The sequence below is a fragment of the Pseudonocardia abyssalis genome, assembly GCF_019263705.2.
In the GTDB taxonomy this organism is placed as follows: Bacteria; Actinomycetota; Actinomycetes; order Mycobacteriales; family Pseudonocardiaceae; genus Pseudonocardia; species Pseudonocardia abyssalis.
Map to the genome: position 1 here is coordinate 664696 of NZ_JADQDK010000001.1, position 13492 is coordinate 678187.

The following is a 13492-nucleotide window of genomic DNA, read 5'->3' on the forward strand; positions in this document are numbered from 1 at the left end:
GCCCGGTCGACTGTGCCACGCCAGCAGCATCTACAAACTGTAGAAGTACCCGGGCGTGGGTCGCTCCAGGGCCCTCCTCTTCCAGCGGGCGCAGTGGCTCGTGGCGTGTCAGGCGGCGACCAGGAGCCCGGTCAGATACATGATCACCACGCCGGCGCCGAGTCCACCGAGAGTGGCCGGATCGAGCAGGCGTCCGCTGGTGCGGTCGCGCAGCCCGGGCACGATCTGGATGATCACCTGCACGATCGCCCCGACGCCGACGCCGAACAGCAGTGCCGAGAGGCCCGCGTTGTCCACCGAGGCGCCGATGACGGCGCCGAGGATGGCGGGCGCGCCGGCGATCAGGCCCAACCCGACCAGGGACCACAGCGACGGGCGGCGTGTCGTCAGCGGGGCGACGATGGCCAGGCCTTCGGTGGTGTTGTGCGCGGCGAAGCCGACGATCAGGGCGGCGCCCAGCGCGAGCTCGCCGACCGCGTACGCCGACCCGATCACGAGGCCCTCGCCGAGGTTGTGCAGGCCGATCCCGATGGCGATCATCACCGCCAGTCGCATCCCGGCCGAACCGGCGTCGCGCTCGTCGGGCCGGCGGCCCGCGAGCACCTTGTCGATGGTGGTCAGGGCGAGGAAGGCCAGCCCGGCACCGAGGAACACGAGGACCGGACCGCCGAACGCGCCACCGGACAGTGCGGCCAGCTCGAGACCCTCGAGCAGGGCGTCGAGGGCCAGATAGGCGAGCAGCCCGACGGTCAGTGCCAGCAGGACCCGGACCACGCGACCGCTGGTGCGGCGCAGGATAGGCAGCACCAGCATGCCCAGCAGCACGGGCAGTACACCGACGTACGTGCCGACGAGGGCCATCAGGCCGAGGAACTCGAACCCGGGTTCCGGGGTGGCGACGGCGGCGTCGACGACGTGCTCGATCACGAGCCCGGTGGAGGTCAGCATGGATACGGTGTAGGGCTGCCCGTCCTGCCACGGGTAGTTCAGCACGAGGGTGTCGGCCGCCAGCCGGCCGATCGGTTCATCCGCGCCGGTGAAGTCCACGTAGGAGTCGTTGACGAAGACCTGCGCGACGGCGACGGGGTCCGGGCCGGTGTTGCGCAGCACCAGTTCGATCGAGCCCGGTGCGATGACCGTGCGCTCGACGGCCAGCTCCTCGACCGGGGGGCCCAACCGTTCGGGCAGGGTCTGCCCGCCGTAGGCGGCCAGACCGCCGAGGGCCGCGACCAGGACGGCGACCAAGCCGACGACCAGGACCCACAGCGGGACCCGCCCGGACCCGCCGGTGCGGGTCCCGGCCCTCGACTTCGGCCCCTCGGCGTCGACCCGGGCGTCCGGGTTCCTCGGGACCTCGGCGTCGCGGCTCTCCTCGGTGGTGCTCATGACTCGGCTCCGTCCACGACGTCGAAGAAGCCCATCCAGCCGAGGTCGGCGAACTCGGACTTGTGGGCGTGGAACATGAACTTCCCCGGGTAGGGGAAGCGGATCTCGCAGATCCCGCGCTGGCCCTGGGCCTGGATGACGGTGTCGGTGAACTCGCTCGGTTCCAGGCGGGTGCCGGTGGGGTAGTAGTCGAAGAAGTTGCCGTGCAGGTGGAAGCTGTTGATCGGGTCGTACTCGAGGATGTTCACCAGGTAGATCCGGACCAGCTCGCCGCGGCGGACCTGGATCGGATCGTTCATGTAGACGAACGGGATGCCGTTGACGGCGTAGAGCTGATTGCCCTCGCCGTCGAATGTCGTGTTGTAGCCGTGCTGCACCATGATCATCTCGTCGGCGGGGGGGCGGCCGCCGGGTGGGTCGACGATGAACGTGCCGTACATGCCGCGGGCGATGTGCTCGGCCAGTGGCCCGACGTGGCAGTGGTAGAGGTGCAGTCCGAACGGCTCGGCGTCGAAGACGTAGGTGAACTCCTCGCCCGGGGAGATGATGCCGCGCCCGACCATCGGGACGCCGTCCATGTCGGCGGGGTGGATGCCGTGGAAGTGCATCGTGTGGGGGTGCTCGGAGTCGTTGACGAAGCGCACGCGCATCAGGTCGCCTGCAGTGGCGCGCAGGGTCGGCCCGGGGATGGAGCCGTTGAACGTCCACGCGGGGAACACCACGCCCGGCGCGACCTCGATGTCGCGGTCCTCCGCGCGGATCGTCCAGTCGCGCACGGTGCGGCCGTTCTCGGTGGAGACGGTGCCGTAGTCGAACTCGCGCAGCAGGGTGCGGGGGTCGAAGCCGTTGGCCGCGTGGTCGACGCCGGCACCGCCGCGGAACGTCGCGCCGTTCGCGCCGCCCATCGCCGAGTGGCCACCGCCGGACCCTGCTCCGGGGCCCGGGTCAGGCGGGCTGTGATGGTCCGGGGGATTGTCGGCGAATGCGCGGACGGGAAGTGCGGCGAGCGCGACCCCGCCTGCGCCGGCCAGGAATCGCCGTCGAGACGTCATGTGGTTCCTCCGAAGACGAGATCGGCCAGCTGGGAGCCCAGTGGGATGCGTTGCCCGTCGAGTAGGACCCACAGAGGTCCTCCGAAAGGGGCCTGCTCCAGTACCTCGAGCGCGACACCCGGCCGGATGCCGAGGTCCCCCAGATGGCGCAGGGCGGTGCTGTCGCGGGCGGACACCCGGCTGACCACGACGTGCGACCCCGGGCGGGCCTGGCTCAGCGCGGGCGGTCTGCCATCGTCGTGGTGGCCGTGGCGCGATGGGATCGGATCGCCGTGCGGGTCGTGCGTCGGGTGTCCGAGGAAGGCGTCGATGCGTTCGAGGAGCCGCTCGCTCACGGCGTGCTCCAGGATGTCGGCCTCCGCATGCACGTCCTCCCACGGGACGCCGAGCACCCTGACGAGGAACTCCTCGACCAGGCGTTGACGGCGGACCACTGTCACCGCGTGCCGCCTCCCGTGGTCGGTCAGCTCGACCCGGTGGGCCGCGGGCCGCGCGACGAGATCATCGACGGCCAGCCGGTTGAGCATGGCCGACACCGTCGGCGGCGCTACGCCGAGCAGTTCGGCGAGGGAGCCGGTGGTCGCCGAACCCCGGCTGGTGGTGAGGTCGAAGACCGCCTTGAGGAAGTCCTCGACGGCCTCGGTGTGGGGTCGTGTACAGCACTGATGACCCTGCTGACGTGCCGCGACAGCGCGCATGAATCAGAAGCATAGACACTGCAACCATCAGTAGTTAGGCATGTCTCATTATTGGACGAGCCTTATGAAGCAGGATGGACAAGGCGCGTCGCTGCCCGACGCGCTGGGGAGGGTCTCGCGTGTTGTGAGTCCGTCAGGTGGCCGGTGCGCAGCCGGCGTCGGGCAGGGGGGTGGTGCACGGGTCGTCGGTCAGCGTGTGCTCGCTGCGACCGTCCCGAACGAGCCCGCGGTCAGCAGCAGCACCAGCGGCCCGCGGATCCGCGACCACCGGGTGCTCTCCTCCGGCAGCCCGCTTACCGTGCGAGCCGCAGGACGGGGGCACGGCCAGCGCGAGCAGCGCAAGGGCGAGCACCGGGAGGTCACCGAGGGTCCGGCTGGCACCTATGGGTGACGCAGCGTGCGCACCGGCGTGGCGGGGGAACGACGCCGGCCCGGTGGGGGAGAGTGCTGTCGGATCGGATCCACGGGATCCCGGCGGTGGAGGTGCGGTGCGCTCGGTGTCGGTCGTGATCGTCGCAGTGCTCGCCGTGACGCTGGCCGTGGCGTCGCCGGCATCGGCGCAGCCGGCCCCGCCGCCCAACCCGTCCGACCAGGAGCTCGGCGAGAGCCGCGACGCCGTCGTGGCCCGAGCGGCCGAGCTGGGCCGACTCAGCGCGGCCGCCGCGGAGCTCGATGGGCAGGCGGCCGAGGTCCGGACGGCGCTGGCGGACCAGCGGGAGGCGGCGTTCCAGCGCTGCAGGAGCTCGGCGCCGCGCAGGAGGCGGCGGCCGAGGCCGCATCCCGCGTCCAGGCGGCCGGCGTCGAGTCCGCGGCGGCCCGGTCCGCCGTCGACGGGGCCCAGGAGCGGCTCGACGAGTTCGCCACCTCGACCTATCAGCAGATCCTCGACCTGGGCCCACTCGGACTGCTCACCTCCGCATCCAGCCCGGAGGATCTGGTGACCAGGGCCGAGCTCACCGACCTGGTGGCGCAGGAGCAGCTCCGGGCGCTGGACTCCCTGCAGCGGGCCCGGATCGCGCGGGTGAACGCCGAGTCGACAGCGCGGGCCGCCGAGGAGGATGCCCAGGCGCGTCGCGAGGCCGCAGAGGTGGCCCGGACGGCGGCGGACGCGGCTGTGGCCTCCACCGCCGTCGCCGTCGCCGCGCAGGAGGCGCGGCTGCGCGAGCTCGACGGGCAGCGCTCCGGCGTGGAGGCGGAGCTCGCCGCGGTTCGCGCGTCCGATGGCAGCCTGCGTGACCAGCGTGCGGCCTACGACGGCTACCAGCGCCGCGCGGCGGAGCAGGCCGAGGAGGAACGGCGCCGGGCTGCGCAGGCCGCCGCGGCCGACCCCCCGTCCCCGGCGGCCGGTCCGGCGGTGAGCGCGCTGGGCCCGCAGTACACCTGCCGGGCCAGCGTGCCGCGTTGGGGTCCGGTGAAGCCGTGGGTGTCCGAGGCCGGGCAGCTGCTGCGCTGCCGGTTCGGCATCGGCAGCGTCGGCGGGGTCGGTTCGCGGCCCAACGCCTCCGATCACCCGGCCGGGCTGGCGCTGGACCTGTTCGTCAACCGCGCCACCGGTGACGCGCTGGCCGACTGCGCGCTGCGCTACCGGGGCCCGCTCGCCGTCAAGTACGTGATCTTCCGGCAGCGGATCAACAGCGGGTCGGGATGGCGCCAGATGGAGGACCGGGGGTCGCCGGTGGCCAACCACATGGAGCACGTGCACATCTCGTTCAACAGCAGCCCGGGTGGCTCGCTCGCCTCCGTCAGCTGCTGACGTACTGCGAACGGTGCACCCCGATCACGAGCAGCGGCCCGACGCGGTGAGCATTCCCATCGCGGTGAGCCCGAGTCGCCCGTTCCCGGCACGGCCCGAAACGCAAGCGCGCCGGCACCATCGTTGCTGTGGTCACGGAGCTGAGGAGCTCCTTGAGCGAGCTCAACGACACCGGCAGCACCGGGGCACGTCCTACATCCAGCGCGCAGAAGGCCACCAGCACTGTGTCGCGACCAGGCCGGCGACGCCGGCCTGGTCGCCCACCTGTGACGACGGTGTGATACAGCTGACGGCGCTACTTCGTTCAGTCTCCTCGGCGCGAGTCGTACGCCCATGCGGCGAGTTCGACGCGGTGACGGGCTCGGGGAGGATCGCGGCCGGTCCCGACGATCAGCTTCTGAGCGCTGCCGGCCTGGCACACACCGTGCGCCACGCCGCAACCAGCAGGAGGAAGCGGGCCACGCCGAGCAGCCACGGGACCGGCAGGGACAGCCCGTACCAGAACAGCGCCTCGACGGGCAGCAGGACGAAGGCGAGGACGGCGCCGGCGCGCGACCCGTGCCGCACCAGCCACGCCGCCCACGCTGCGGTGAGGGTCAGGACGAAGAAGATGGTGGTGAGCATGAGGAGGCTGCGGGGCGATGCCCCGACGGACCACGGACCGCCGAACATGCGGAAGACCCCGAAGAAGGACGGCAGCTGCCCGGACTCGAGAAGCGACGCCACGACGGGGACGCTCGAGCTCCCGAACCCGGCGACGTAAACCCACGTCACCACCGCGAAGGCGCGGGCGGGGAGCGCCGCGCGCTCGGCCTCGGGCCGCCGGGATCGCCGCACCAGCGTCAGCCCCAGCACAGCGGATAGCAGCAGCCAGGCCGCGACCGCCCAGCCGGCCAGCGCGGGCGCGAACGCGAGAGCCGGGAGAACCACGATCAGCAGCCACAAGCCGAGGACCGCGGTCAGCCACCGCCGCGGGCCCTCCCAGGAGCCGCTGCGCGCTACCTCCGCGCCGAGCACCAGCAACGCGGTCCCCAGGAGCGCGGTGTACACCGCGTAGACGACGGCGAAGGCCCGGGGCGCCGCGCCGGACGCCGACACCGGCACCGAGATCGCCACGCCCTCAGCGACGGTGAGCGCGGCTAGCACGGCCACAGCGGCGTGGTGGGCCAGCCGGGCGCGGCGTGTCCTGGGCACGACGCCGCTCGACCAGAGGGATACCAGTCCGAGGACCGGCCCAACATGGCAGAGGGCCAGCACGATCTGCTGGGCTGCGGAACCCCGCACGGGGTGCGGGTAGACGCTGGCGGCGCCGCTCGCTCCCGCTAGGTAGCCGGCGAGTGCGGCCCCCAGGACGCCACACGCGACGCAGACGGCGGCGGCCACGTCCACCCGGCCGCCACCGCGCAAGACCGCAGTCGCGCCAGCCATCGTGCCTCCTCGAAGGCCGGAGAGCCTGGCCGCGGTGGCCCATCGGGCGGTCCGTCTCGGGTCCATCCCTCTGCTCCTCGTTCACTCGGGTCGGTGTATCGGTCGGTGTAATTGCCGGTGGGTCGCCGACGTCGTCGGCGAGCTGAACCCGATCAGGTAGACCGCCAGGCTTTGTCTGGCGTGGCCGCGTCAGGCGTCGCCGGTTACGAGGGCGGCGACCACCAGCGCGGTGCGCGCCAGTCCCAGCGGTGGGCCGAACGGCAGCGCGAACCCGATCCAGAACACGAGCTCGAACGGCAGGAGGGCCAGTGCCAGCCACAAGGCTGCCGGGGCGTCGCGCAAGAGCAGCACGCCGGCCACGACCTCGGCGACGCACACGGCGACGAACCCGAGCAGCAGGGCGACACTCGTCGGCCATCCCCAGCGCTCGAACAGCCCGCCGCCGTAGGTCGGGAAGCCGAGGAGCGTCCACACCTCGCCGGTGCGCGCGTAGAACCACGCGCCGTACGCGCCCGGAAGGCCGAAGCCTAGACCGAGCAAGATCGAGCAGGCAGCGGCCGCCGCGGTCATCGCGCGCCCCGGTTCAGCTCGGCCGCTCACCGCGGACGGCCGTGATGTAGGTGCGGTAGCGGCGCCTGCCGATCATCCGCCAGAGCACCTTCACCGGCAGCGGCAGGTCGTCCAGGAACATCGCCGCGTCGGCCGGGGTCGCGACCTCCAGCATCTGCCCGAGCGCGATCCACCGCTGGGCCGGTGTGAACTTCTCGAAACCGCGCTCGCCGACGTCCTGCCACTCGGCCGCGGTGAAGTGCCGGTCGATCAGGGGCACCACGAGCTGTTCCTCCTCGTCGAGATGTTCGTCGAGAACGACGAGGAATTCGCCGATGCGGTCGGCGAGCGCCGCGGACGTGGACGGTGCCGGATCCGCGCGCCACGCCGACCGCGCCGTGCGCACCTCGGACACCAACCCGTCGATGCGCTGGTGCTGCGCCTCCATCCGCTCCACCAGTGGGGCGTCGCGGCCGACGCGGTCGAGCAGCTTCGGCCAGATCAGGTCGTCCTCGGTGGTGTGGTGCATGTGCAGGCTGTCGAGCAGGAACCCGAGGTGGCCGGCGACCGCGCCGACTCGGGCCGCATCGCCAGGCGGTACCTCCGGCAGCAGCGCGCGCACCTCGGCGAACTGGCGCCGGAAGATCCGGTGGATGATCGGCATCTCGCGGGCGGCCGGTCCGGGGACGACACCCGCGCGCCGCTCCACCGCTTCTCGCAGGTGCGTCATGTTCGCCTTCTCGTGCCGGCGCGTCATCACGACGAACAGCGGGAACACCAGCCGGAACCACCCGCGCGGGCGCGTGTCGAACCGGACGCGCAGGAGCGACCCGCCGTCGACCGGATTGACGCTGCCGGTGAAGGTCACGGCGACCGGCCCACCGTTGTCGTGCACCCATCGCCGCGGCCGATCGAACTCGAGGCACTCGACCTCGATCGCCGACGGCGCGCCCTTCCAGCGGGCGAGGAACTTCGTGCCGACGCCCACCGAGCCGTCGGTCAGCTTCTCCACCGACGTCGCGGTGGGGTTCCACTCGACCTCGTTGCGGATGTCGACGCAGTAATCGAAGAGTTCCTCGGGCGTGCATGCGACCACGGTCTGATTCGCGATGACGACCACGGTGGTGCTCCTTCCTCGTTCCTGTCGACGCTCAGGTGACGCGGCCGCTCCTCAGTGGTTCGACGCTCGGCGACACGGCGCGCCGGTGGGGGATCGAACAGCCGAGGGCGAGCACGGCGTATATGGACCCCGCCAGTACCGCCGCCCAGGCTCCTCGGGGGTCGGTGAGGGACTGTGAAGGATTGGTCATCCCTGGAACCGTTGCGGCGAGGGCGGCCGCGAAACCGACGCCGGCGACACCGCACACGACCCTCGGCCACCGACGACCGCGTCCAGACAATGCGTACCCGCCCACGATGCCCATCAGCCCGACCGCGATCGCCCCGCCTCCTATACCGGTCGTCGCGAGTGTGGTGACTGCGCCGGGCATCAGCATGGGTGCGGCGGCGAGGGTCAGCGGCGCGAGAGCCAGCCACCGCCACCCGCGCGGCGGCCCGGACCGCCGCAGGTACTCGGCCCATCCCAGCAGCCCGCCGGTGACCGCGCCGGGCAGGAGGAGTGCGCCGAACGTCCCGGTCCAGGTGAAGGTCGACCCGGCCCCGACGAGTTCGACCATGTAGCCACGGAGTGCGGCCGACCAGGCGAGTCCGCAGACCGCGCCCCCGGCGACCCAGGTCCACGGCGACGAGTCGCCGCGCGGATGACCGGTGGCCATGTCCGCGACCGGTGCCGCTGCACCGGTGATCGCGCGGTCGCCCATCGCGCGGCGGCCCATCACGTGTCGGCCCTCCACAGCGCGTAGCCGAGGGCCGCGAAGAGCAGCATCCAGGCCGTGATGGCCAGGCGTGCGAGGACGAACGGGCCCATCAACGCAGGCAACATCGGCACGAACACGAAGATGCCGGCGACCAGCACCACGAGTCCGCGCCACCCGGTCCAGCGTCCCCCGCGGCGCACCGCGATGCCGGCCAGGACCAGTCCCACACCGACCGCGATGGTGGAGACACCGTAGAGCGCGTCGAGAAGGCCGGTGCCGTCGCCGGGATAGGTCGAGTCGCGTGCAGTGATGGCGATCAGTTCGGTGACGGCGAGCATTGCCATGCCCGCTGCTGCGAGGCCGGTGCCCCAGCGGGCGCTCCGACCCGGCGCCATGTTCTGCGCCCGTGCGAGTGCCGCGATGCCGGCGAGCAATCCCAGGTGCTGGACGAAGAACCAGACCTGGATGACGGTGAACCCGTCCGCCGTGAGTGGATAGCTGAACATCTCCTCGGGCACCTGGCCCGGGTACACGGCCAACAGGATGCCGCTGGCAGCTCCGAGGATGCCCGCCGACATGCAGACCGCACCGGCACGGCTCACCCATAGAGGAACCGAGGTGGCAGGCAACGTGCCCGTCCCGACGCGCGTCATGGTCATCACTCCTTCCCGCCCCGCTGGCGCGGTGTCCGAGATACTCAGGTAGCCTTAATACTTTGTGGACGGGTCGTTGTCAATGGAGGAGCGGTTGAACACGGTGTCGATGCTGGGCCAGGCCTACAGCCTGCTGGGCTTCCAGATCGTCGAGGGCGTGGTCGGTGCCGGCTTTCCGCAGAAGCCCAAGCACTCCGCCGTGTTCGCCCAGATCTCTCCCGACGGCTCGCGGCTCACCGAGCTCGCGCGCAAGGCGGACATGACCCCTCAGTCCATGGGCGAACTCGTTGACGAGCTCGTGGACATGGGGTACGTCGTGCGTCGTCGCGACCCCGGCGACGGCCGGGCGAAACTGATCGTTCTCACCCAGCGTGGCCGGGACGCCGTGGCGGCCGGGCGTCAGACGATCGACGGCATCGAGGAGCAGGTGACCGAGATCCTGGGCGAGCGCGGGCACCGGGAGCTCCGAGCGCTGCTGTCGAAGCTGCTCGGCGCCACGAATGCCTGAGGCGGCGCCGGCCTCCGGTTTTCGGCGCTCCAGCCGGCGCCGGTCCATCCCGTGGCACGTGGGCTCAGCCGAGCTGCTCGGCGAGCCAACTCGCGTGCCGGCCCACCCACCCGACGAGCGCCGAACCCCGGGTGTGCAACCAGGGCAGGCCCAGCACCCCCGAGGCCCGGCACCGGGCTCACGCCGCGGCGGTGCAGTGGCCAGCCGTCCGCGCCGACCGCGACGGCGGGCAACCAGGAGTAGTCGGGCCGGTACCCGGTGGCCCACACCACCGCGTCCACCTGCTGCCGGTCGCCGCAGGTGAGGGACACGATGTCGCCGTCGACCGCGATGAGGCGGCCGGTGAGGCGCACACCGCGCCGGGGGCGCAGCCGGCGGTCCGCAGTCACCAGCTCGATGGCGGTCACGCTGCCGGCGGCCAGGCCGACTGCCCGGCCGTACCAGCCCACCCCGCCGCCGGCGGTGTAGCAAGCGACGCTCACATCCGGGTCGAGCCGTGCAGCGCGGCCAGCCCCGGCTCCGAGACGCGCGGGACCACGTCGGCCTAACGGGTGCCTGCCCCCACGCGCGCGGTGCGCAGCTCGGCGTCGATGGTGACCTCGGTGAACGCATCGGTGCGCAGCAGGACCGTGCCGGTGGTCGCCGAGCGGCGTGGCGTGTTGACCTGTCCGCTGAGGCTCCAACTGCCGAGCAAGTCAGTCTTCACGTGCCGTCGAGACCCCGTCCGACTCGCCCCGGTGTTGAGCGTCTCACCGACAGCGGTGGACCTGCGACCCTGCCCGACGTCCGGCCCTCGCCGCGAACGCTCCAGGCGCCCAGCCCGATCCGAGTGAGACCGCGATCCGGGAATGCCGATCGCGGGACGGGAAACGTGGCGGTCTCACATCGATCGGGCGAGCGCCCGATCGCTCCGGCTCGGCGCGGACGTCGGGCGGGCGAGTCGCGCCCCACCGCAGCCGGGTGGGGCCGCCCTGCGCCCCGCCGGGCGTACCTCGATCTCCGGAGGCCATCATGACCAGCGCCGACACGTTCCTGACCGCCGGCAACGCGACCGTTGACGATCTGGTGACACTGCTGCAGCGCCAGCACGCCGCGAAGCTGGACGTCGTCGCCCCCGCTCGACACCTCCTCGCCGAGAACGGCCAGCTGCGGTTGATCGGGGTCGGCGAACCCCGACTGTCCCCGGACGGTGTGACGGTCGGCGAGACCGTGCTGCGTCCGACCGCGACGGCCGACGCCGGGATCGCCGACAAGCTCGGCATCCCGCTGCCCTACCTGCGACGGCTACGCACCGAGCAACTGGGCCTCTACGACGCGAACGTCAACACCTGGCTGGCCGACGAACCGGACCGCCGGTTCCTGGTCCGCGGCCTGCACGACCCGGACGGCGGGACCGGGGTGGCGCGGGCGTTCCTGTCGGACTCCTACCGCATGGTGGACAACCTCGACGTCCTGATGGCCGCGCTGCAGGGCATCCACACCGCCGGGGTGCCGGTAGACATCGCCGGCTGTGACCTGACCGAGCGCCGTATGTACGTGAGGGTCCGCGCTCCGCAGGTCGCCGAGTACGCCCCCGAGCTGCTGGCCGGGTACCGCTCTCCGTTCACCGGGGCGCGGGGGGCGGAGAACCCGGTGGTGTTCGCCGGGTTCGTGGTGTCGAACTCCGAGACCGGGCACGGCTCGTTCTCGCTGACCCCGCAGCTCACCGTTCAGGTCTGCGATAACGGCATGACCATCACCAAGGATGCTGTCCGTGAGGTCCACCTCGGCGGCCGTCTCGCGGACGGGGTGGTGCGCTGGTCGGCCGATACCCAGGACGCCGTGCTCGATCTGGTCGTGAAGCAGGCCCGCGATGCCGTGGCCACGTTCCTGGACCGCGGCTACGTCCGGGCGAAGCTCGCCGAGATCACTCGCGCCGCCGGGGTCGCGATCACCGACCCGGCCGCGACGTTGGAGCACGTCGGGAAGGCGCTGCGGTTCACCACCGAGGCGCAGGCCACGATCCTGGCCCACTTCATCTCCGGCTCCGACATCACCAGCGGCGGCGTCCTGCACGCCGTGACGTCGGCCGCGCAGACCCTCGATGACGCCGACGCCGCGCACGACCTGGAGCGCCACGGGCTGCGCGCGATGGCCCTGGCCGCCGCCCACGCCGCATAACCACGCATCGATCACGCGGCGGGGCCGGGCCCGGGCGAGTCTGCCGGGTCCGGCCCCGCCCATTCAGCTCATCTCCGAGAAGGGACCACCGCAGTGACCGCCATCCAGCACGTGAGCTCGTTCCCGACCATCCCCGCCGGGCAGTTGCGCCTCGGGGACCTCATCCACCAGCCCAACCACGGCGCCGCCACGTACGTCCTCGTGGCCCGGGTCGCTGTGGTCGACGACGTCGTGCACCTGATGGTGTATGACGCCGAACATCCCGACGGCACCCCGGCGAGCTTCCGGCCGCAGGACCGGGTGCTGCTTGCGTGCCGGGACCTGATCGAGCCCGACGACGGGCTGCGGGTGTGGACCGACGCGAGCTGGCGTCGCGCGCACCGGCGAGGGGCGGCGATCGCGTTGATGGAGCAGATCCGGGCCCGCAGCGTCGGTCACCCCCCGACCGTCGGTGTCGACGCCGAGATCGACCGATTGCGCGGCCGTGACCCGCTCCCGCCGCGCGTGGTGCCCGCCGCCGGGGTGGCCGACCTGCTGGCAGGGCAGCAGCCCGACGAGCGCCTGGTGCTCGATGTCGACCAACCCGGCGTCCGAGCCGTGCTCGCCCTGTTCGTGCAGCTCAAGAGCGTTGAGCAGAACGACGGGTCGTGGAACGGCGGCAACGTCGTCGCGATCGTCTCCGAGTGGTTCGCCCGGTTGGGGATCGATCCGGACCTCGCGGTCGGCCAGCTCGACGGCCGCGTGATCACGACGGCCCGCCGCGGGGGAGCGCACCACCTGGCCGGCGACGTGGGGCGGGAGGCGGGAGGCGGGCGATGATGCGCCCGTTCTCGCCGTCGGGTGTGCCGTGGTCGATCTGGACCGGGTCGCCGAGCAGGTCCGCGCTGCGGGTGTCGAGTGTGTGATCGACACCCCGGGTGGTGGGGTCGCGGTGTTGCTGGCCGGTGCGCCGACCGAGGACCCGGTGTGAGCGTTCCCGAGGGCGGTGCATGCCGGGCCGGGCCGGTTCGACTGGGACGGCCGTCGCTGGCCTCGACCCGTGACCTGCGGGTCGGCCCCGATACCGCCGACCGGGACGCCGACGTGCAGGTCCGCGTAGACCGAGGAACAGATCGCTGACCTGATCGTCACCCAGACCGGCGCCGGCGCCTGGATGGCCGAGCGGCAGTGAGCGACCACCCGGCGGAGCGCTCGCCTGTCACCGATGCTGGAGAGCGTTCGGACTGAGCCGTGGATTGCGCTCGGTCGGCGTGCCTGAACACGCGGCCGAGCGCGTCAGCGGCGTGGTCGCGACGACGGTTGCGACGGTGCCCCCGAGGGTTGCGGTCCGCCTTGGCGAAGCCCGCCGCGACCTGCCGGGGTCGGAGTCGACGGTAGCCAGCTGCCGTCGCCCGTGTCCCCGGACCAGGTGCCCGCGCCGGTGTCGCGGAGGAACCCGCGTAGCCGGTGCCGCCCAGGTGCAGCTGGGTGAGTAGCCGGTCGACCGGT

Annotated in this window: 14 protein-coding genes; 5 read left to right on the top strand and 9 right to left on the bottom strand. The window is 72.1% G+C overall.

Annotated features, from left to right (window positions below):
• Nucleotides 1-108: 108 nt before the first annotated feature.
• From I4I81_RS03250 to I4I81_RS03260, 3 genes are all read right to left on the bottom strand, one after another.
• Nucleotides 109-1386 carry a ZIP family metal transporter gene (locus I4I81_RS03250; RefSeq protein WP_218602679.1) on the bottom strand — a complete coding sequence of 426 codons (1278 nt, stop codon included), beginning with the start codon at nt 1384-1386 and terminating at the stop codon, nt 109-111.
• On the bottom strand, nt 1383-2291 hold the full coding sequence (locus I4I81_RS03255) for a multicopper oxidase domain-containing protein (protein ID WP_218602678.1): 909 nt from the start codon (nt 2289-2291) through the stop codon (nt 1383-1385). The genes I4I81_RS03250 and I4I81_RS03255 overlap by 4 nt, the downstream gene beginning before the upstream one ends.
• Before the next feature lie 143 nt (nt 2292-2434).
• On the bottom strand, nt 2435-3136 hold the full coding sequence (locus I4I81_RS03260; protein ID WP_218589196.1) for a metal-dependent transcriptional regulator: 702 nt from the start codon (nt 3134-3136) through the stop codon (nt 2435-2437).
• 937 nt (nt 3137-4073) lie between these two features.
• Between I4I81_RS03260 and I4I81_RS03265 the strand changes: the two genes are divergently transcribed.
• Entirely contained in the window at nt 4074-4889 is an 816-nt protein-coding gene (locus I4I81_RS03265; protein WP_225924472.1) for a VldE C-terminal domain-containing protein, read from the top strand.
• 390 nt (nt 4890-5279) lie between these two features.
• On the opposite strand, the gene I4I81_RS03270 is transcribed toward I4I81_RS03265, so the two are convergent.
• The 5 genes from I4I81_RS03270 to I4I81_RS03290 all read right to left on the bottom strand — a co-directional run bounded on the left by I4I81_RS03270 (nt 5280) and on the right by I4I81_RS03290 (nt 9336).
• The gene (locus I4I81_RS03270; RefSeq protein WP_218589197.1) at nt 5280-6317 is read right to left on the bottom strand and encodes a hypothetical protein; all 1038 of its coding nucleotides are present in this window, start codon (nt 6315-6317) and stop codon (nt 5280-5282) included.
• A 189-nt stretch (nt 6318-6506) separates the two neighbouring features.
• Nucleotides 6507-6887 (bottom strand): hypothetical protein, encoded by a 381-nt coding sequence (locus tag I4I81_RS03275; protein ID WP_218589198.1) that lies wholly within the window; start codon nt 6885-6887, stop codon nt 6507-6509.
• 13 nt (nt 6888-6900) lie between these two features.
• A complete protein-coding gene (locus tag I4I81_RS03280; RefSeq protein WP_218602677.1) occupies nt 6901-7986 on the bottom strand; it encodes a hemerythrin domain-containing protein in 1086 nt (361 codons plus the stop codon).
• 31 nt (nt 7987-8017) lie between these two features.
• Nucleotides 8018-8719, bottom strand: coding sequence for a hypothetical protein (locus I4I81_RS03285; protein WP_218602676.1), 702 nt, complete (start codon nt 8717-8719; stop codon nt 8018-8020).
• A complete protein-coding gene (locus I4I81_RS03290; protein ID WP_218602675.1) occupies nt 8701-9336 on the bottom strand; it encodes a hypothetical protein in 636 nt (211 codons plus the stop codon). The genes I4I81_RS03285 and I4I81_RS03290 overlap by 19 nt, the downstream gene beginning before the upstream one ends.
• Before the next feature lie 82 nt (nt 9337-9418).
• Here I4I81_RS03290 and I4I81_RS03295 point away from each other — a divergent pair, with 82 nt between their 5' ends.
• Nucleotides 9419-9844 carry a MarR family winged helix-turn-helix transcriptional regulator gene (locus I4I81_RS03295; RefSeq protein ID WP_225924473.1) on the top strand — a complete coding sequence of 142 codons (426 nt, stop codon included), beginning with the start codon at nt 9419-9421 and terminating at the stop codon, nt 9842-9844.
• Nucleotides 9845-10388: 544 nt separating this feature from the next.
• Here I4I81_RS03295 and I4I81_RS03300 read toward each other — a convergent pair.
• A complete protein-coding gene (locus I4I81_RS03300; RefSeq protein ID WP_218602674.1) occupies nt 10389-10550 on the bottom strand; it encodes a hypothetical protein in 162 nt (53 codons plus the stop codon).
• Nucleotides 10551-10855: 305 nt separating this feature from the next.
• On the opposite strand from I4I81_RS03300, the gene I4I81_RS03305 reads away from it, so the two are divergent.
• The 3 genes from I4I81_RS03305 to I4I81_RS31130 all read left to right on the top strand — a co-directional run bounded on the left by I4I81_RS03305 (nt 10856) and on the right by I4I81_RS31130 (nt 12974).
• Nucleotides 10856-12004, top strand: coding sequence for a DUF932 domain-containing protein (locus I4I81_RS03305; RefSeq protein WP_218602673.1), 1149 nt, complete (start codon nt 10856-10858; stop codon nt 12002-12004).
• Between the two features lie 93 nt (nt 12005-12097).
• A complete protein-coding gene (locus I4I81_RS03310; protein WP_218602672.1) occupies nt 12098-12823 on the top strand; it encodes a hypothetical protein in 726 nt (241 codons plus the stop codon).
• Between the two features lie 28 nt (nt 12824-12851).
• On the top strand, nt 12852-12974 hold the full coding sequence (locus tag I4I81_RS31130) for a hypothetical protein (protein WP_267460813.1): 123 nt from the start codon (nt 12852-12854) through the stop codon (nt 12972-12974).
• Nucleotides 12975-13492: the final 518 nt, after the last annotated feature.